Origin of the sequence: Vibrio sp. YT-17, assembly GCF_033337375.1 — a bacterium.
GTDB classification, from domain to species: Bacteria; Pseudomonadota; Gammaproteobacteria; order Enterobacterales; family Vibrionaceae; genus Vibrio; species Vibrio alginolyticus.
In genome coordinates this window covers 1-20509 of the sequence record NZ_JAWOQP010000032.1, presented here as the reverse complement: position 1 = coordinate 20509, position 20509 = coordinate 1, and the positions used below count along the sequence as shown (strand labels likewise).

At 44.6% G+C, this 20509-nt stretch carries 19 protein-coding genes; 11 read left to right on the top strand and 8 right to left on the bottom strand.

The features are described 5' to 3' along the window. Positions 1-446 precede the first annotated feature (446 nt). On the top strand, positions 447-701 hold the full coding sequence (locus R7F67_RS21765; RefSeq protein WP_005375145.1) for an Lpp/OprI family alanine-zipper lipoprotein: 255 nt from the start codon (positions 447-449) through the stop codon (positions 699-701). A 26-nt stretch (positions 702-727) separates the two neighbouring features. Here the strand turns inward: R7F67_RS21765 and R7F67_RS21760 are convergent, their stop codons facing one another. The 4 genes from R7F67_RS21760 to R7F67_RS21745 are packed head-to-tail and all read right to left on the bottom strand — an operon-like array spanning position 728 to position 4839. Then, a complete protein-coding gene (locus tag R7F67_RS21760) occupies positions 728-1654 on the bottom strand; it encodes a L,D-transpeptidase family protein (RefSeq protein WP_081886423.1) in 927 nt (308 codons plus the stop codon). A 6-nt stretch (positions 1655-1660) separates the two neighbouring features. Next, entirely contained in the window at positions 1661-3076 is a 1416-nt protein-coding gene (gene phrB, locus R7F67_RS21755; RefSeq protein WP_318057370.1) for a deoxyribodipyrimidine photo-lyase, read from the bottom strand. 22 nt (positions 3077-3098) lie between these two features. Beyond that, positions 3099-3899, bottom strand: coding sequence for a MerR family transcriptional regulator (locus R7F67_RS21750; RefSeq protein ID WP_213904618.1), 801 nt, complete (start codon positions 3897-3899; stop codon positions 3099-3101). Next, positions 3889-4839 carry a YbgA family protein gene (locus tag R7F67_RS21745; protein ID WP_017635475.1) on the bottom strand — a complete coding sequence of 317 codons (951 nt, stop codon included), beginning with the start codon at positions 4837-4839 and terminating at the stop codon, positions 3889-3891. The genes R7F67_RS21750 and R7F67_RS21745 overlap by 11 nt, the downstream gene beginning before the upstream one ends. A gap of 398 nt (positions 4840-5237) precedes the next feature. Between R7F67_RS21745 and deoD the strand changes: the two genes are divergently transcribed. From deoD to R7F67_RS21700, 9 genes are all read left to right on the top strand, one after another. Next, on the top strand, positions 5238-5948 hold the full coding sequence (deoD, locus tag R7F67_RS21740) for a purine-nucleoside phosphorylase (protein ID WP_005375140.1): 711 nt from the start codon (positions 5238-5240) through the stop codon (positions 5946-5948). 70 nt (positions 5949-6018) lie between these two features. Further along, positions 6019-7488: a lactate dehydrogenase gene (locus R7F67_RS21735; RefSeq protein ID WP_017635476.1), complete on the top strand. Its 1470-nt coding sequence runs from the start codon at positions 6019-6021 to the stop codon at positions 7486-7488. Between the two features lie 166 nt (positions 7489-7654). After that, on the top strand, positions 7655-9139 hold the full coding sequence (locus tag R7F67_RS21730; RefSeq protein ID WP_005375137.1) for a hypothetical protein: 1485 nt from the start codon (positions 7655-7657) through the stop codon (positions 9137-9139). Continuing rightward, a complete protein-coding gene (locus tag R7F67_RS21725; protein ID WP_017820511.1) occupies positions 9123-10706 on the top strand; it encodes a GGDEF domain-containing protein in 1584 nt (527 codons plus the stop codon). The genes R7F67_RS21730 and R7F67_RS21725 overlap by 17 nt, the downstream gene beginning before the upstream one ends. Positions 10707-10950: 244 nt before the next feature. After that, on the top strand, positions 10951-11331 hold the full coding sequence (locus tag R7F67_RS21720; protein WP_005375135.1) for a DUF3302 domain-containing protein: 381 nt from the start codon (positions 10951-10953) through the stop codon (positions 11329-11331). After that, positions 11331-12461, top strand: coding sequence for an HlyD family secretion protein (locus tag R7F67_RS21715; protein ID WP_005375134.1), 1131 nt, complete (start codon positions 11331-11333; stop codon positions 12459-12461). The genes R7F67_RS21720 and R7F67_RS21715 overlap by 1 nt, the downstream gene beginning before the upstream one ends. A 335-nt stretch (positions 12462-12796) precedes the next feature. Beyond that, complete coding sequence (locus R7F67_RS21710; protein ID WP_005375133.1) at positions 12797-13345, top strand: ECF-type riboflavin transporter substrate-binding protein; 549 nt, start codon at positions 12797-12799, stop codon at positions 13343-13345. Positions 13346-13351: 6 nt separating this feature from the next. Continuing rightward, complete coding sequence (locus R7F67_RS21705) at positions 13352-15091, top strand: ABC transporter ATP-binding protein (protein ID WP_213904621.1); 1740 nt, start codon at positions 13352-13354, stop codon at positions 15089-15091. Then, positions 15088-15927, top strand: coding sequence for an energy-coupling factor transporter transmembrane component T family protein (locus R7F67_RS21700; RefSeq protein ID WP_053307919.1), 840 nt, complete (start codon positions 15088-15090; stop codon positions 15925-15927). Before R7F67_RS21705 ends, R7F67_RS21700 begins: the two co-directional genes overlap by 4 nt. 122 nt (positions 15928-16049) lie before the next feature. Here R7F67_RS21700 and R7F67_RS21695 read toward each other — a convergent pair whose 3' ends face one another. From R7F67_RS21695 to napG, 4 genes are all read right to left on the bottom strand, one after another. Continuing rightward, on the bottom strand, positions 16050-16331 hold the full coding sequence (locus tag R7F67_RS21695; RefSeq protein ID WP_025768568.1) for a YrhK family protein: 282 nt from the start codon (positions 16329-16331) through the stop codon (positions 16050-16052). 206 nt (positions 16332-16537) lie between these two features. Then, entirely contained in the window at positions 16538-17719 is a 1182-nt protein-coding gene (locus tag R7F67_RS21690; protein WP_005375129.1) for an MFS transporter, read from the bottom strand. 199 nt (positions 17720-17918) lie between these two features. Next, positions 17919-18773, bottom strand: coding sequence for a quinol dehydrogenase ferredoxin subunit NapH (gene napH, locus R7F67_RS21685; RefSeq protein WP_017635480.1), 855 nt, complete (start codon positions 18771-18773; stop codon positions 17919-17921). Then, positions 18773-19543 carry a ferredoxin-type protein NapG gene (gene napG / locus R7F67_RS21680; RefSeq protein WP_042521643.1) on the bottom strand — a complete coding sequence of 257 codons (771 nt, stop codon included), beginning with the start codon at positions 19541-19543 and terminating at the stop codon, positions 18773-18775. The genes napH and napG overlap by 1 nt, the downstream gene beginning before the upstream one ends. Positions 19544-19939: 396 nt before the next feature. Between napG and R7F67_RS21675 the strand changes: the two genes are divergently transcribed. Next, positions 19940-20437, top strand: coding sequence for a GNAT family N-acetyltransferase (locus tag R7F67_RS21675; protein WP_054702612.1), 498 nt, complete (start codon positions 19940-19942; stop codon positions 20435-20437). Positions 20438-20509 lie beyond the last annotated feature (72 nt).

The following is a 20509-nucleotide window of genomic DNA, read 5'->3' as shown; positions in this document are numbered from 1 at the left end:
ATCACACAAACTAATTCCCTGTGGTAACGGTAAAACATCATTTGTGGCTCAGTTCAGAGTAAAGACTAGTCTTTTTGATGAGCAGCTGGACAGGAAGTTTAGAGAAAAGCCGTTCAAATATGCCTTCTATCCATCAACAAAACGACTTAAATAGCAGTTATTTGGGCCAATAAACTTTCATTTGTGTCAATATCGTCTAAATTATTGATATCAGGAACGTGGCAAATACACCTGCTATGAAAACTGTTGTGAGAACGAAATAAAGGATAGGTAGTTAAACTTTGTTAAGTTCAGGTAAAAGTTGACGTCAGGTACTCCATGAAATTCTTGGGTTTTTTTGACTTTTGCTACATCATGTACTGATAAAATGTAACCACATTTAACCTCGCTACTGTATAAAATAATAGTTAGTGGCGAGACTTTCACTATAAGCAAGGAGTTCTTATATGAACAAAACGTTGATCGCAGCTGCAGCAACTTCAGTACTTCTACTAGCCGGTTGTGCTTCTTCTGATGACGCAGCTACAGCAAATGCAGCAAAATTAGACGAACTAAGCAACCAAGTTAGCCAACTAAGCCAAGACGTACAAGCTCTTCAATCTGACGTTCAAAAATCAGGCGCAGCAGCAATGGCTGCTCAAGAAGAAGCCGAGCGTGCTAACGAGCGTATCGATAACATCGCTCAGTCTTACACTAAGTAAGATTTAATACCGCGTCTTAACGCCCGTTAAGGCGCGGTTATTTCGATAGGAACCCCATTCTGTGCAGCGATTGCTGCTTTAGCCTTCACGTTTTTCATACCGAATTCATCCAGCCACCACTTTAACTCTTTCGGCACTTTGAGTTCATCTTTCTCGCCATTACTACGAGTCAAAGGCTCATGTGCTTCTAAGAACACACTTCTGTCAGGCTCAAGTGTCATTTTGATAGGCAGGTTAATGATGTTAACGTCTTCGCCGTTACGAACCTTGTCAAATAACCACTCAATGTCACTTGGGTCCATACGAATACAACCCGCGCTGACTCGCATACCAATCCCAAAGTCCTTGTTGGTACCATGAATTAGGTATTCGCCATTCCCGTAAGCTAAACGCAATGCAAACATACCAAGTGGATTATCAGGCCCCGCAGGAACAACGGCTGGTAGGTCAATGCCCTTTGCTTTGTACTCGGCACGAATAGAGGCTGGAGGAGTCCATGTAGGGTTCGGTCGTTTTTGGCTGATACGCGTTGTCATTACTGGGGTATCGCGCCCTATTCGGCCAATTCCGACAGGAAATACATGGACAATATCTTCTCCTTTCGGAAAGTAATACAAGCGCAGCTCGGCTAGATTAATAACGATACCTTTATAAGGTACGTCTGGGAGGATTAGCTGTGTCGGAATAGTAAGAACATGCCCCTCTTCTGGTAAGAAGGGATCCACGCCTTTGTTTGCGGCCATTAAACCTAGCATACCCACATCGTAGAGCTTAGCGATATTTGCCATGGTTTCGCCTTCTTGCACGACGTGGTTTTCAAGGCGACCAATTAAACGGCTTCCATCCTCTGGTAATTCGTACATCTTAGCGAATGATAGACCACTCACTAAAGATAACGACACAGATAGCAGGGTACGTTTTGCGAAACTCATTGATCGCTTTTTGCTAAGCATTTCACTCTATTCCTTGGCACTTTTAAAGAGCTGTAAGGTTATCTCTCTTTCTGTCTTGTGATCAACCATCGGCTTGTGATATTCCAGTAAAGAAAAGCCCTCCCAAGTCCAAGGTTTATGGATGTATTTGTTCGGTACACTTTTGATTTCTGGTACCCAGTGGCGCACAAATTCACCATTAGCATCGAACTTTTCGCCTTGGCTTATCGGGTTGAAAATACGAAAGTATGGCTGCCCGTCACAGCCCGTAGAGGCAGACCATTGCCAGCCACCATTGTTCGCTGCAAAATCGCCGTCCACCAGCTTACTCATGAAGTACGCTTCTCCCCATCGCCAATCAATATGTAAGTCCTTGGTAAGAAAGCTCGCGACAATCATACGTAATCGGTTGTGCATCCAGCCTGTTTGATTGAGCTGACGCATTGCTGCATCAACGATTGGGTATCCTGTTGTTCCTGTCTTCCATCGCTCAAAGGCTTTCTCATCATAGGACCACTGGATTTTATCCTCCCAATCGATAAATCCTTTGCCTTTGACGAGTTTTGGTTCGAAAACCAATAGGTGCTGATAAAACTCACGCCAAATGATCTCACTTAACCAAGTTGCTTTCCCTTCTGTAAGGTCATTTTGTTGATTTTCAGCATACAAACGAGCAATACACTGCCTTGGTGATAGCGCGCCAATCGCAAGGTATGGAGACAGTTGGCTAGTGCCATCAATAGCTGGAAAGTCTCGCTCGCTTTGATACGCGTCACTGCGCTCCCGTGCAAATTCCCTAAGCTGCATCAAAATATCATTAGTCGAAGCCAGCCAGTCTTCACTGGATTCTCGAGCATAGTTAAATGTGAAGCTTGAATTAAATCGAGCCGACTCTATTTGTTCGAGTACCTTTTTATTGAGTGGCGCTTGCTCGTGAGGTTTTACTACCGTCGGCATATGGAACTGCGTTAACCAAGCACGCTTGAATGGCGTAAACACCTTAAAATATTCGCCTTGCTTATTAAGAACCGTCGTTGGCGCGTGCACACATTTGTCATGAAACAGTTCAAATTCGATATCGTGAGAAGCTAACGCTTCACTTACTTGTGTATCGAGCTCTCGTTCGTTCACCTCATAGTGAATGTTTGCCATGACAGACGTGGCTTCAAGTGTTTCCGCCCACCCACTAATCACATCTGTACAATCGGAAAACGACGGCACCTCTTTGTACAAAAAAGGAATATTAAGGCTTTCAAGCTCCTCGTTAAGACAAGCTAAGCGACGAGCAATGAGGTCTGCCTGCTTCGGCGCCATGTGATGCTCCCGCCACTGCTCTGGCGTCGCGATAAAGCAAGCTACGACAGGCTGACCTGAATCCAATGCCGCTTTGAGTGCCGTGTGGTCTAACGTACGCAAGTCACGTCGAAACCATACTAAAATCATGGTAGCTCCTGTCTTTTGTCTACTAAGTTAGGTGTAATTTCTCTATCACTTCAGAGCACCCCATCCGATCACCTAGCTGTGCGTGAAGCATTTTGATGGACGCTACTTGTTTAGCAGCTAGTGCTTTATTGGAGAAAAGGTAGATAAACGAACCATTTTCAATGACCTCATGATCTAGTAGACCAGAAACATCATCAACCTTATCGATCAAAGTCGTGTGATACCCTTGTTCACAAAGCTTCGCTGCTTGAATCCAACTCTCAGATTCTCTGTTTTGTTCAAAGCTAATGAGCAGACACTTTCCTTTGGAAGCGGCTTTGTTTTCAGAATCGATTACAAGGGCAAGTCGAGTGATTAAACAAGTCTGAAATAACCCCACCTGCAAGGATCGCAACGATCCTTTTACCATATCTAGCGCATCAAATACTGGGCTAATAAACTGATTAATAACGAGTTTTAGTGGATACTCTTTAAGAACAGAGGCAAGTAAACTCTCTGCTTTTCCTCGATTCAGGGTAGACAGCGCAAGCAGCATGTTTTCAACTTCTTCGAGTGTGCGAACCTCGTTTTTGACTTCGACATCGGCGCTTTTTCCTAGCAGCCCCTTCACTTTACCAATCGAAATCCCCTTCGCGAGCCAACTCTGGACTTCGCGAATCGTATCGAGATCTTGCTGGCGATAAAGTCTGTGTCCTTTTTCAGTTCGCTGAGGTTGGATCAAGTTGTATCTTCGTTGCCAAGCTCTCAGCGTAACTGGTTTTACACCCGTGATTTCTGCGACATCTCGGATCGCGTATAGTTTTTCTTCTGAACTACAAACCATAGCGTAATCTCATCTCCTGCGGATACGGTTCTAAAAACTTCTGTTTTGCTAAATATTCGTCTGGGTAAGTATTTAAGTAATGCTTAATCAATGTAAGTGGTGCTAGCAGAGGCAGCATTCCGATACGGTAGTCGTGAATCACTGTCGCTAACTCTTCTTTTTCTTCTTTAGTTAGTGAGCGTTTGAAGTACCCTTGTAAATGCATCAACACATTTGTGTTGTTTTTGCGGCTAGCCCGATTCGTTAACGCCTTCATCAGTCCTAAACGATACTCTTGGTAAAAGTCTTCAATTTCATAATTAGCGACATCGGCAACTAAGCGGCCAAGGGAGCGGTATGACTCTGGGTGGTGTGCCATTAACGTCAGTTTGTAGCGCGAATGAAAGTCGATGATTTTGCCACGAGTAGGCTCACCATCCATCGAGTCGTAAAAGTCATTTAGACAAAATACTCGAGTAATAAAGTTTTCTTTCAATACAGGGTCGTTAAGTCTGCCATCCTCTTCAACAGGCAACCAAGGCATTTTTTGCATCAATGTTTGTGTATACAAGCCAACACCTTCTTTCGCAGCACTGTTCTTGCTGTAAACCTTGACTCGCTCCATGCCACAAGTTGGTGACTTGGCACAAACGATGTAACCACAAAGCTGCTCGCTTTGAAGTTCATCTACTTTATTGGCCGAGTAAGTGAGCATATTGTCGGTATGATCATTTTCTGGATTTTTGGTTTCAACCAATGCAACACGCTCTTCATTAGAAACAAGACGAATGGTTGGACGGGGTACTGGCATACCTACGCCGACTTCAGGGCATACCGAAATAAAGTCAAAATACGGGCTAAGCTCTTTAGTCACAAAGTTGCTCACCTTATGACCAGAGTCAAAACGCACTCGTTCACCCAAAACACACGAACTGATACCTACTTTGATCGAAGATTCCATGATGACGCATCCCTATACAAAAAGTTTTGTTGTATAACTTATAGCAAGCCTTTCCAGATTGTACAAGAAAATAAGTTGTACAATTTAATCGTTTTACTTCACTCGAAAGTATTTCGATCAACCAGCTGTCAGAAAAAAGTTTGGCCCAAAAACAAAGAATTTGTGCGCGCAATCGACAAACTGCTCAAAAGCAAATCGATTGCTCTTTTGATTTCAACAGATTTGGTTATCAATAGTAGTTGCAGTTTCTAAATGCGTGGTTTTTGTGACTAAGCTCTCAAGGGGCCACTGTACGTCCCGATATTATTGCCTCAACGAAAACGAACAAGTTCAACAGAATTGGTAATAGCGTTCTATAATAGAGGCGTTTTATCAAAACAAAACTTTGGAGAGCACTTATGGCAACCCCACACATTAACGCACAACCAGGTGATTTCGCTGAAACAGTTCTAATGCCAGGCGACCCGTTGCGCGCTAAATACATCGCTGAAACGTTCCTAGAAGATGTGAAACAAGTTTGTGACGTTCGCAACATGTTCGGCTTTACTGGCACTTACAAAGGCAAAAAAGTTTCTGTAATGGGCCACGGCATGGGTATCCCGTCTTGCTGTATCTACGTACACGAGCTAATCGCTGAATACGGCGTGAAAAACGTTATCCGTGTGGGTAGCTGTGGTGCAGTACGTGACGACGTGAAACTAATGGACGTTGTTATCGGTATGGGTGCTTCTACAGACTCTAAAGTTAACCGTATCCGTTTCAACAACCACGATTTCGCAGCAATCGCTGATTACGGTCTTCTAGAAGAAGCAGTTAACCAAGCGCGCGCTCAGGAAGTGCCTGTAAAAGTAGGTAACGTATTCTCTGCTGACCTGTTCTACACACCAGAAGCAGACATCTTCGAGAAGATGGAAAAACTAGGCATCCTAGGTGTAGACATGGAAGCGGCTGGTATCTACGGCGTAGCAGCTGACCTAGGCGCGAAAGCACTGACTATCCTGACAGTTTCTGACCACATCATCCGTGGTGAAAAACTAAGCTCAGAAGAGCGTCAGAAGTCGTTCAACGACATGATGAAAGTTGCACTAGAAACTGCAATCAACATCTAAGAACAAATAGTAAGTAATAATTTGCAGCCAGAGTTATGCTGGCTGCCCGAATTATCCCGAGGGGGCGATTGTGTCTAACGGCGAACTGCCAAAAGACGCAGATGGGTTACAACTCAACTTTTGTAAAACATTGGCGTGTGACAACTTTGGATTGAGTGATGCAAAGCGTTACGTTCTGCAACATGCGAACCCTAAGCGTCCGGCGATGGTATGCCGTGAATGTGGAGCTTTCCCCCCCTTACTTAATAATCGCGATGTCGTGAACGAACTTCATCGCCTGCGGCACGTCCACAGTGACGGGTTGCCTGCTTGCCGTAATGATGATTGCGACAACTTTGGACTTTCTGTCCACACTCACAAACACCTCTATCACGCTTTCGGTTACAGTGGCGATCGCCAACGTTACCGCTGTAAAGTGTGTCAATGTACCTTTGTCGACAAGTGGTCTGGTGCCAACAAGAAGCTTCAATTTCAAGAGAACTTGATGGGTTTATTGTTTACGGGATATTCCGTACGAGAAATCTGCCGCAAGCTTAGTATTAACCCAAAAACCTTTTACGATCATGTTGACCATATAGCTAGCCGCTGCCGCCGCAAGCTGGCAACCATTGATGCGCGCTGGGTAAACCACGCAACGCATTATGAATTGGCCTCAAACTATATTGCATTGCAACCGAACAGCAATAATGGTGTGTATTGGATTGTTTCTGGCGAAGCGCATTCTGGCTATATTCTTTGCCAGCACGTCAATTATTCCGCTGATGAAGAGCCAATCGCAACTCTCGATCATAATCCTTACGATGAGGTGTCTCGTTTTGTTTCCCAGGAGTACGTAGCGGAAGCAAGTGAGCCGCTTGCGGAACCTTCTCATCACCTCAGAGAGCGAATTGACCAAAAATACCAAACAATTTTGGCTCGCGGTAACGTAGAAGACCCTCTTGGTAATCTATCTGTATTTCATTACCCTTCAAAAGGGGCATTAGTCCGTCCGCCATACACCTCGTATGCACACTATTTGCACGTACTTGATATGTGCTGCCCAAACAAACGTGTATCTCTATACATGCCTCAAGATCCCCTACTACGTTCAGCTGCATTGAGCGTTTGTTTACCTCGTATTAAAGAGAAAAGTGTCGACTTGATGTATGTAGAAGAGGACGCTAGTTGGGACATGAGCACTCCCTTTGGCAAAGTCGATATCGCCTATATGAGTTGGTGGCGCGATCGTTGGGCAATCTCTAGTCAAAACGAAAACCACAAAGGCATTTGCTACCTCGCTGGCGATCAAAATGAGCCTGAAAAATGGTTTAACGTTGCGACAACTCGTCATGTGAAGTTTTATCAAAACCGCTTTCAGATTCTTTTCGAAAGCTTCATTAACGAGCCACGTCGCAAATTACGACCTGCTGGTATTTTACCTCTTTTAGATATATTCAGAGCTTGGCATAATTTGTGCTATCAGGATAAACAAGGTCTTACCGCTGCACAAAGGTTGGAAGTCTCTGATGCACCTTTGACAATCAAACAGCTCCTATCGTAGCTATTCTATTGGTAATTTAGATGTAGTAATTAGGGGTTGTAACGGTATACATTACGGCCCCTGATCGTTTACCAAAACGTTATCCGCATCGCTTTGGTAAAGAAACATGCATCTAACCACTTAATATTAGGTGTGATTTCCAGTTCGATAGTCATGGATGTGAACGTTGGATAAAAACCAAATTCAGCTAGAAGATGATCTCACTAAGCTTAAAGGCCAAATAAAATCGGCCCCTAAACATACCTTTAATATTGCGCAGCAATATCGTATCCGCGCGGAACAAATTTTATTTGTGGACGGAGAGATCAAAGCCTTACTCATCATGGCGCAATGCTGTTGGTGCCTAATGGATTACCGACAAGGCTTAAAACTCGTCAAAGACGCTTACAGCAAACAAACACAGCTTGAAACCGACGATCATCTCCCGGAAATTCTCCATCTTTTTGCACTCCAATATTGGGGCCAAGCAAAGTATTATTCCGCGCAACAATATTGGATTAATGCGCTCGAACAATCTGCTCTTGTTGATGATGTTGAAATTCAAATCGAATCTCTAATTGGGCTTGGTAATGTATGGCGCATCACTAATGAACACCAACTTGCCGCTTCAACTCATGAGTTAGCCGTTAAAGTGGCAAACAATGTTCGTATTGCTTGGTTAGAAGGCAAAGCGCGCATCCTATTAGCTTGGGACTATTACTTACTAAATAAGTTTGTCGAGATGCTTACGGTACTGGATGGAGCAACCGAAGTATTAAAAGATCATGATGACAGTACGTGGCAAGCCGAGATCTGGGACTTTAAAGGGTTAGCACTGCTTGGACTAGAACGCCTTGATGCGGCCGAAGAAGCCACCCAAAAAGCCCACCAGCTCGCCATTGAGCATGACCTCGTTTGGATGAAAGCACACTCTTTTATTAGCCGAGCAAGACTTGAGCTTTTGCGCCAAAATACAGACAGCGCTGCCAAGTTGCTACTTGCAGCAGAAGAGTCTGCACTCAGTTTCGACCACGGTGAGCTACTCAGCCAAATTTGCTTCCAACAATCACGAGTCGCTGAAGAACAAGGTGACTTTGAGTCTGCGTTTAACGCGTTCAAGAAATACCGTAAGCACGCACTCAAAATGCTCAAAGAACAAACTCATCGAATCAGCATGGATAAAGCAAGAGGCTCTAAACGCCAACTAGAGCAGCGAGCACGTAAGCTGATCAATCATATTCGCTCTCAACACGAATACGACCCTGAAAAACAGTTCTCTAATGTCGTTTCTGAGACCTACTGGTGGGAACAGTTAGTTTTGTTTAAAACGGAGCTCAAACGCTCTAACCACGCCATCATTATGATTCAGCATTCAAACCCCGAAGTTCTCGATGTTTGTACCGAGCTCGTTCATGCATTGACAACCTCCAGCGACCTCATCTCGAGAATTTCCAGTAACAGGCTAGCAATGTTAATTGCAGAAAAAGGTCAAGCAGCAGAAGAGGTCTACCGCACTGTCCAAGCGATGTTAGACATCTATCCATGGAAGCGACGCGGAATCAAAGGCCCGAAACCGATACTGTATTTGCAAGATATCCTGACCTTCCCATTCACGTTAGAACAGCTCGAAGAAAGTTATATTGAGGTAATGAAGAATGGAACAACTGCTTAGCAAGGTGACTGACGCAGGTATCGATCCTTCTTCCGTTTCAGGTGAAGAAGCGATTACGCTATGGGAACACATAGGGTTACATATTGCGTCAACAAACCGAGAGAAAGCGCATTGCTATATCATTAGCGCCGAGTATCGAAGAGAGATCAAACAGCTCAACGACAGCATTAGTGAATTGAAACAAGCGCTTGAGTTGCTTGTTTTACCAGAGGATGTAGAAGATATTCTTTCTGTGAAAGCAAGCTTGAGTGAGCGTTTGGTTGAAGTAGGTGACTACAATGCGGCATTAACCGAGTATGTTGCTTCAACCAATATCGCCGTCGAGTACGGCTATATTGATGAGTACGTATTGGCCATTATTGGAATGGGTAATTTGTGCGATGCCCATGGGGATCACCAACGTGCATTACGTTATTATCAAAAAATAGATGCTATCGATCACGCTATTGGCAGTCGATCCCTACGCCTTCGTTACAAGCTGTACATGCTTGCCTGTTATATCAGCTTGAACCGTACCGCAGACGCCAAAGAACTATTGAGTGAATGTGAAGAACTGAGCATTCTCGTCAGTGATAAAAACCTCGCCGCACAAATTCACCTCTACCGAGCCAAATTACATCGTCTGCAAGAAGACTACCCCAATGCGTTGCTGGCTATTTCGAATGTTCAGTATACAACGGGTAGTGCCACGACATACTGGTTATCCACGATGGTCAAAATTGAGACTGCGTATTGTCTAAACGGTGTAGGGCACACTTCTTTAGCTAATTTAACGTTGGACTCCATCAGTAAAAGGATTCAAAAGCAACTATCTCCTATCGTTACTCAGCATTTTTATAACGCGATGAGTCAAGTTTACGCCTCTCAAGGGTTGTATCAAGAAGCATTAAATTGTGAAAAAAAAGCGCATAGAATCGAATCTGATCTTGTAAAACATATTCCGATCGGTGAGTTAGGGTCTGCTCAACTACGCCGACTTTCACGCTTTGAGTTACAACTCAAACTCATTTTGTCAGAGCTAGAAAACAAAGAACTAAAAGAAACCACCAAGCAGCATAAAAATACTGTTGCTCAGCTACAGCAGGACGTCTTTACCGATCCACTTACGTCTTTACACAACAGACGCTGGTTAGAAGTTAAACTAAAAGATCTACTTCTGCACGATACTGCATTTGCATTGATGGTCATCGATATCGATCACTTCAAATCCATCAATGACGAACTAAGCCACTTGGTGGGCGACAAAGCGATCAAAAGTGTGTCACAGGAACTGGCGTCCTACTTCAGATTTAAAGGCGCATCGTGCGTACGATTTGGTGGTGAAGAGTTCCTCGTGATCCTTGAGAATACCCAACTGGAACGCGCAGAAATGCATGCCGAGAATTATCGTGAACGGATTTATCAATATGGTTGGGACGATATTCTTGGTGAGCGGGGGCTGACCGTATCCATAGGGATTACCTTGCATCGAGAAGGCGAGAATACTCAGCGAACTTTTTATCGTGCAGACAAAGCTCTTTATCGCGCCAAAGCCAATGGCAGAAACCAAGTCTGTACCGAACTTTAAACCATGCCCCGGTTGACACCTGGGGCTTTAGTATACTTTTTACTTATCCTTCCTATATCACTTCACTGCTTGTTTAAATAAGTACTCAGCAACACCTTAACTGCCAATAAACATCAGTGGATACTTACATCGCATAAACATAATTCCTACATAAAAACCGCTTGATTCATCTGTAGTTAAGACAAATACTTAAATTGTTAATTTACGTAGATTTTCCATTTCGCAATACGCACAGGTAGGTAAGATGTTTCTAGACTATTTTGCACTTGGGTTACTCATCTTCGTTGCTTTAGTGATCTTTTACGGAATCATTGTCATCCATGATATTCCATATGAAATCGCCAAAGAGAGAGAGCACCCGCACCAAGACGCAATTCACTACGCTGGCTGGGTCAGCCTTTTCACTTTGCATGCGCTGTGGCCATTTTTATGGATCTGGGCAACATTATGGCGCAAGGAACGCGGCTGGGGTTTTAAACAACTAGAACAAGAAACACACGACATTCATCACCGCCTTGAAGAACTCATCGATGAAGTCAACGAACTCAAAAACGAAGTATCGATGTTGAAACAACAAAAGATTCAGCAAAAGCCTTTGCCTGAACAAAGTAAAGAGGACGAATAATGGACTTATTGCTGATTCTGACTTACGCAGCTCTTTGTATTGCCATTTTTAAAATTTTCAATATTCCTCTAAACAAATGGACCGTTCCAACCGCCGTACTTGGCGGCGTAGTGTTAGTGGGCACACTCGTGCTGCTTATGAACTACAACCACCCATTTACTCAATTGGGTAACCAAGTGTTCCCGACTACGCCTATCGTCTCTGGCGTGCGTGGCCGCGTGGTGGAAGTGCCAGTCCAGGCCAACCAACCGCTCAAAACGGGCGATATTCTTTTCAAAATCGATCCTGTGCCTTTTGAAGCAGAAGTTGCTCGCCTGGAAGCGAAAGTCAAAGAAGCAAGCCAAGGTGCGTTGGGCTTAGAGTCTGATCTAAGAGAGGCAGAAGCTGCTGTATTGAAAGCGCAAGCGGACAGAGATAAAGCACAAAGGGAATTTAGCCGATATCAAAGGGGCTTTGATCGTGGCGCGTTTACTGAACAAGATTTGGATACTCGACGCCAAGCGTATAAAGCGGCAGAAGCCATGTTAGACGTTGCGATTTTGCAACAAGAACAAGCGCAAATCGCTCTGGACTCTGAAATCGGAGGCGAAAATACCCAAGTCGCGCAACTTCTTGCCGAGCTGCGTAAAGCAGAGTTTAACCTAGAGCAAACCGTCGTTCGTGCGCCAACCGATGGTTACGTTACGCAATTGGCTTTACGTCCTGGAGTGATGGCTGTGCCGTTGCCACTTGCCCCGGCAATGACCTTCGTACATACCGAAGACATTACGTACACCGCGGCATTCAGACAGAACTCATTACAACGCTTGAAGCCAGGCTTTGAAGCAGAATTTATGTTCCGCGCAATTCCGGGCAAAGTGTTCCGTGGCGAAGTCATTGACGTGATTCCAGCCATTGGTGAAAGCCAAATTCAAGCGCGAGGCGCTCTTCTTGGGACTGATGCCTTGCGCACGAGCGGACGTGTTTTTGCGAAGCTGAAAATTACCGACGACTTGAGTGGATACCACCTACCAATGGGTACTGCGGTTGAAGTTGCAGTTTATTCAGACAGCTTTACTCACGTATCAGTGATGCGCAAAGTGCTTATTCGTATGAAGAGCTGGCAGAACTATTTATACCTCGACCATTAATGAACATATAGCGCATTCATTTATTGGTAAAAATAACATCAAACCGTGTAATCAGGGGCTGACGATCAGCCCCTGATTCATTCTAGCCATCCAGATAGATAGCATTCCCACTTTTATTAATATTCTGTATAATGCGCGCCTTATTTTTAATGCTTGCTAAAACCAAAGCCAGTCAAAGGGATGCGTGAATCAAATCACACATTTCCTGAAGAAAAATAGAGCAAACAATAAGCAGCTTGGTTGTTTTGAATATATGTTACACAATCAAATAACTAACGCTTTCCAACAATATAAATGAACGTTCTTTAAAATCGACTATTGAACTGAGGTTATCTATGAATCTTTCCGCTAAAACTGTTGTGGTTATTGCAATCGGTGCTGCTCTTTACGGTATCGGCGGCTTACCTATGTTTGGCATCCCTGTGTTTGCAAACACAACGCTAAAACCAGCAATGGCAGTATTAGCATTGTTCTCAGTACTATTTGGACCACTTGTTGGCTTCTTGGTTGGTTTTATTGGTCACTGGGTTACTGACCTATTTGCAGGTTGGGGCGTATGGCTCACTTGGGTACTTGGTTCAGGTATTGTTGGTTTGATTATCGGTCTATTCCCTTCTCTAACGCGCTACCGTTTGGAGAAAGGTGATTTCAATATGAAAGACTTCGCGTTATTCGTAGTACTTGCGCTATTAGGCAACGTATTTGGTTACGGTTGCTCTGCATTCCTCGACACGATTTTATACGCAGAACCGTTCACTAAAGTGTTTACCCAGCTTTCTATTATCGCGATCGGTAACACCATTCTTATTGCTATTGTTGGCTTCTTCATTCTTAAGTCTGTCGCTAAACGTAACAAGCAAAGCCGTAACTTAACAGAGGCTTAATGTCGAATGACAATCGAATTTTCTAACTTCTCTTTTAGATATGAGTCGCTGGACAAACCGACGCTAAAAAATATCAATCTAAGGATAGAGAAAGGAGAGAAAATCGTCATTATCGGTCCAAGTGGTAGTGGTAAATCTACCCTTGGGCAATGTCTTAACGGACTGATCCCACACGCAATCAAAGGGGAAACCAGTGGAACATTGACCATCAATGGTCAAGACACCGCCCCTTTCGACATGCACCAATACACTGAGCAAGTTGGCACCGTACTGCAAGATACGGACAGCCAATTTGTCGGTTTGAGCATTGGCGAAGACATTGCATTTGCGCTGGAGAACCAGCTAACTTCAAATATCGACATGTACCCATTGGTCAAAGCCACGGCCAAAATGGTCGACTTGGAACAGATGCTAGAACGCTCACCCCACGATTTATCTGGCGGGCAGAAACAGCGTGTTTCTTTGGCGGGCATTCTCGTCGATGATGTCGATATCCTTTTGTTTGATGAACCACTAGCTGCGCTTGACCCTAAAACGGGTAAAAAAACCATCGAGATCATCGATGATCTACACCGCGAAACGGGCAAAACCATCGTAATCATTGAACATCGTCTTGAAGACGTTCTGCATTGCTCAGTTGACCGTATTATCTTGATGGAAAGTGGCAAAATCATTGCCGATACAACGCCAGATGAAATTTTAGCGTCGCCTTTGCTAGAAGATTACGGCATCCGCGAACCGCTTTATATTTCAGCACTGAAAGAAGCAGGCTGCGCGATTGAGGGCGATGCAAAACCTTCTAGCTTAACTACCTTACCGTTGGAGCAATATAAACCGGCAGTACAAGCATGGTTTGATGGTTCAACAGCACAACCGCCCAAAACGCCAGCCGAGACTTTGCTTGAAGTCCGTGGCCTCACCTATTCTTACGACGGTGAGAAAAACGCGTTAGAAGACGTGAGTTTTGACATCAAGCGTGGCGAGTTTGTCTCTGTACTTGGCAAAAATGGCTCGGGTAAATCGACCATCACCAAACTGATTATGGGCGTTATTGAAGCGGATAGCGGCTCAATGAGTATGAATGGTCAAGATCTTAACGAACTGACCATCTTCGAGCGCAGCCAGAAAGTGGGCGTGGTGATGCAAAACCCGAATCACATGATTTCCCATCACATTATTTTCGACGAAGTGGCCTTCGGCCTCCGTAATCGTGGCGTTGAAGAGAAACAAATCGAAGCTAAAGTACTTGAAGTCCTTGAGCTGTGCGGTTTGAGCAAATACCGCCACTGGCCAATCGAAGCATTGAGCTACGGCCAGAAAAAGCGCGTAACCATTGCGTCAATTTTGGTATTGGAACCAGAGCTTCTGATCCTTGATGAACCGACGGCAGGTCAGGACTATCGAAACTACACGTCTATGCTGAGTTTCATCGAAAAGCTCAATCGCGAGTTGGGCGTAACCGTGATGATCATCTCTCATGACATGCATTTAGTGCTGGAATACACCACGCGCTCTATCGTGATTGCAGACAGTAAATTAGTCGCGGATGCGCCAATGACGCAGGTATTCAGCAGTCCAGAGCTACTAGACCAAGCAAACCTCACCACAACAAGTCTGTTTGAGTTGGCTACGAAAGTTGGCATCGAAGACACCAATGGCTTTATGCAGCACTTTATCAATGTAGAAAAAGCGCACCGCCAACAAAAAAGCGACGACGTAAACCAACTAGAGAAAGCGGTGGCATGAAAGACAATAAGATGAAGTTTGGTATCAACTACATCGATACCCAATCACCACTTCATAAGTTGAATGGCATTACTAAGTTCTTGCTTTTCATTGCTTGGGTAACGGTGGTGTTGACCACATTTGACTTGCGAATCATCGCACTGTTGATCGTGCTTGGTTTAGGCTTACTGAAAATGACCAAAGTGCCCTTTCATGTCTACAAACCGCTGTTATTCGGTACAGGCACGGTATTACTGATCAATGCCCTGTTTATGTTCGCGTTAGCACCGCAACAAGGTACTGAATTCATGGGCTCATCAACGGTTTTACTCTCGTTACCCGGTAATTACTCGCTCACTCAAGAGACGTTGTTTTACCTAGTAACAGTGACGTTGAAATACTTCAGCATGTTTCCAATCGCGTTGGTGTTTGTATTTACCACTCACCCGACGGAGTTTTCAGCCAGCTTGAACCGCTTGGGTGTACCTTACAAAATCGCCTATGCCGTAAGCTTAACGCTGCGCTACTTGCCGGAAGTGAAAAAGGACTTTGTTAACATCATGCACGCGCAACAAGCACGCGGAGTAGAACTGAGCAAGAAGGCTCCGTTGTTCAATCGTATGAAGAACGTCGCGAAGATTCTTGGACCTCTGATTTTCTCTAGTTTAGACAGAGCCGATCAAATCTCAAACGCGATGACGCTACGTGGTTTTGGCCGCCACTCCTCTCGCACTTGGTACAGCTTAAAACCCCTGACCAAAGCCGATATGATCTGCATGGCGGGGATTGCAGTGATAGTGATTGCGGCGATCAGCAAGCGTGTTATCGACACACAACTGTTCTGGTATCCGTTTTAAATTCTGAAGCTTCAAACTGAACATAACGTGGTTAGTGTTGTGACCACGTTATCTTCCGTCTTTCCCCTCGATAACTCGCCTGTTGGCTTCTTGCTTGCAAGTATTCAAAAGAAGCGGTAATTTCAGCGGCTCGCTGATGTGCCAGAAAGTTGCTTATTCAAACGACCAACATGAACTAAACTCATCAGTTTTATCAGGGGCTTAATGATCAACTGCGCACTGCCTACAATGAAAAGCCAAGTACCACTTTCAATCAACGAATCATTCAAAAAGAAAAAGCTACCAATTAAAAACCAAATAGCAATGAGTAGGTCGTTTGCAGCTCCTAACGCCTCATAGCGGCGCTGAATAACGATGTGACGGCTTCCTAGATCTAAATCCAACTCTCTGCCATGTATCTGCACTGTATAGATCCCCTCTTATTGTTTCGCGTCAGTTATGCCCAAGTTATTTCGAAATACTTAGTTCTAAACCCTAACGGACGTGGCATGCATTGACAACCATTGGGGGGATTATCTATTTGCAATCAAAAGAAAAGGACGCATAAGCACCCTTTTCAGCGAGTCTAATTACAGGTATTCACTTCAATGGCTAGATAGTGAGTACCAACTTAACTCCACTTCAACAAACGAGTTTCATTGCCTTCTTCCGGCTTCGCTGGAATATTGAGTGACAACAGCAAGCTCACTGCTGCCATACCAGCGCCGATGTAAAATACGCTAGCAGGTGAAACCAGCCAAATCACACCAAACGTAACAGGTATTACAACCGCCGCAATATGGTTAATCGTAAACGCAACGCCTGCGGTCGACGCCATATCGGCAGGATCGGCAATTTTCTGGAAGTAGGTTTTAATCGCAAGCGCTAACGCGAAAAATAAATGATCGACAACATACAATGCTGCCGCCCACTCTGCCGTTTGCACCAAACCGTACCCGACGAACACGAAGATCAAACCGACGTATTCAAACATCAACGCTTTGCGCTCACCAACAACGCCGATAAAACGGCCTATTCGCTTCGCAAACAAGAAGTTAAAGACATAGTTAATCAGGAACAGCAACGTAATATCTGCGGCGGAGTAACCAAACTTTTCTACCATCAAGAAACCAGCGAACACCGTAAAAATTTGACGGCGTGCTCCACTCATAAACGTAAGCGCATAGTATAACCAGTAACGTTTACGCAGGATGAGCTTCTTGTTCTGAGGCACTTTTGTCTTAAATTGTGGGAAGGCAAATGCCATCACCAAAATGAGCACAAAACCTAAACCACCAGCCATTAAATAGACCGTTTTAAAATCAAGTTTGAGCTGTTCGAGCGAAACCCAAATGGCGCCGTAGGTAAACAGAGAAGCCAAAGCTCCAACAGAAATAAACTTACCCAGCATTTCTGGCGCTTCTTCTTTAGATAGCCATTGTAAAGACAAAGACTGCTTGAGTGTTTCAAAATAATGGAAGCCGGTGGACATTAACAAGGTTGTAAAAAGTAGACCGTACAAAGTGGGAAAATAACCTGTTAATGCCGTACCAAGCGTAAGCATCGCCAAAGAGACGAGCATAAAGCGTTGCTCTCGGATAAACAGCAATACAAACACGGCGGTAAAGGCCAAAAAACCCGGAATTTCGCGCACACTTTGCAATAGGCCTATGTCGGCACCATCAAAGTTTGCTTTCTCGATAACAAAGTTGTTCAACAACGCCATCCAGGTAGAAAAAGCAATGGGCACGATAATGGAAATTAACAGGAGGAAATTTTGCGGCGTTCTCCAGCCGTGCGATGAGGTAGTCATGATGTATCCTTTAAATATGAAGGCATCATCATAGCTTTAAATGTAACAAATTCGCAATATCATTATTATTTTCAGCCCAGAGCAAGCAAATATGGCTGAGGGATATTGTTATGAAGATAAACATCGCACTTAACTCCTTGGCTAAGCGCGATGTTCAAGTATCAAGAGAAATAAAGCATGAGTAAATGTGCTCAGTGGCTTAATCAATGACTTTTACTGATAGGCGATTTTTAAATTCAAACACATGTTCTGGACATACATCCAAACAACGACCACAGCTAATGCAGTTTTGATCCATAACTCGACGATCTCCCTCTTTCAAAGGCTGCCGAAGCACTTCTGGTTCTGGGCAAACGTAAAAGCAATCCATGCATTTGGTGCAATCTTCGCGGCGAACAGCAGTAACGCGCAACAGGCTTTTTCGGCCTATCACGCCATAGGTAGCCCCCAGTGGACATAAGTGCCCACACCACCCATGCTCAACCAAGAGTAAATCCAACACGAACACTAGGGCGATCAACACCCAACCTGCGCCCATACCAAACACCAACCCGCGATGCAGTGCCGCCACCGGATCTAACCATGTCCAAAGAATTGCGCCAGACAGCGCACTGCCCAACATCAAAACAGGGATCAGCCAATAACGAATCACGGGAGACCAACGATAGCTCGCTTTAATGTTGAGCTTTCGACGCAACCACGCCGCCAAGTCTGTCACGATGTTCAACGGGCACACCCAAGCACAAAATGCGCGCGGCGCCAAAATCGCGTAAAACACCACGACAATCACTACGCCTAACAACGCATTAAACTCCGGAACATGCCCTGTCGCCAAAGCTTGAAGCACAATTAACGGGTCACTTAACGGCACGGTATCGAGCAACATACTTGATGACAGATTACCAGTTAGAATTCCCAGCGTCGGCCCAGCCATAAACAGCGCAATGATGGTGAACTGACATAGCCGACGTAAAATCAAAAACCGATGCGCGCGCCACCAACCAAGCTTTTCAAGCGCTTCTTTGCCAGCATTTTGAGCTAAATTCTTTGCCATTACTTACCTCCTTTTAGCGATTCAAGCGCACCTTCCGGCACAGGCGTCTCACTAGGGAGGATATTTTCGAGTGGTTTGTCGAGCTCTTTCCAACCAAAATTGTAGTGGCTGCCCACTTTGCCTTTCGCCAAATCCGTCGGGACGACTTTAATAGCAGCGACATCCAACACGCACGCTTGTTCACACTTACCACATCCGGTACACACTTCGGAATTCACTGTAGGGATAAGTTTGGCGTGATAGCCAGTTCGATCGTTGTGAACCATCTCTAACGTGATGGCTTCATCAATCAGCGGACAAACGCGATAACAAACGTCGCATCGTAACCCTTGCCAGTTAAGGCAAGTTTCATGGTCAATAAGAACCGCTGTACCCATTCGAGCATCATCAATATCGGTTAGTTTCGGATCCAGCGCCCCACTCGGACAAGCGACAACACAAGGAGTGTCTTCGCACATTTCGCAGGGAATATCGCGTGCAGTAAAGTAAGGTGAGCCAGTCGCGACGGGTGAAAGTAATGTCGCAAGTTTCAAGGTATCGTAAGGACATGCCTGAACACACAAGCCACATCGAATACAAGCTGATTCGAAATCGCCTTCCGGCAGTGCACCAGGCGGACGAATAGGCACACCTTTGGTTTCTCGAGCTTGGCTTTGTAGCGATTGTAAGCCCAATACACACGCAGCTGCGCCAACACCAGCCGCAGTTCGAGCTGTATCACGCAAAAATCGGCGCCGACTTTGCGATATTTTAGACTGAGAGGATTTCATGCTATTTCCTCAACAAAACTCCCTTATCAAGTTAAGCATAAATAGCCCTAAACGTGTCGTTTCCCTATACCTCATAGGAGGTAACCCCATCCTCTATTGATTCAAGTCAACTGACGCACAGTGCCGTCGTCACAGTTTGACTAAATGCGTTTATTTACTGCGACATGAAATTCACCACGATACTCTGCAGTACGCGCCATTCTCAGTACAATAATTCAACACCTTTGCAATCTACTCGCTCAATTCGATGATAAATCACTACTAAAAATTCAAAAAATGACATCATAACAAGCTAATTTAAAAGGCATTTATCCATTAAACATAAAAAAAACACTATCCAAATAAGAAAACTGTGGTTAGATTAAAAATTAAAACTAAAAAGCGAAGGAGAGAGGCATGGAAATTATCGTACGTCCAACGACCGTCGAAGACGCAGCGGCACTCGTAGAAATCTATTCACAACCAAAAGCACAACGTGAAACCCTGCAACTCCCAAAGCCTTCGCTCGCGATGTGGGTGGAAAGATTGTCAAACATACCTGATGGTGTTTATAGCTATGTCGCTGAAATTGATGGTAAAGTCGTCGGAAATATTGGCTTTCACCACTCTCTACGTCCAAGAACGATGCACACGGCATCGTTTGGCATCGGAGTACATGATAGTTTCCATGGACTCGGTATTGGTAGCAAATTGATAGAAACAGTCACTGAACTAGCAGATAACTGGTTAAATGTGAGAAGAATTCAGATAGAGGTCAATGCCGATAACGACGCCGCCATTGGGCTTTATAAAAAGCATGGATTTCAAATTGAAGGTGAAGCGATTGACGGTTCCTTCCGTGATGGTGAATTCATCAATACCTATTACATGGCGCGCATCAGACCAGGCCAATGACCCGTCCTGATATGGGTTGACACTTTTTAACTAAAACGCTCGATGTACTTCATCGGGCGTTTTGTATTTTAA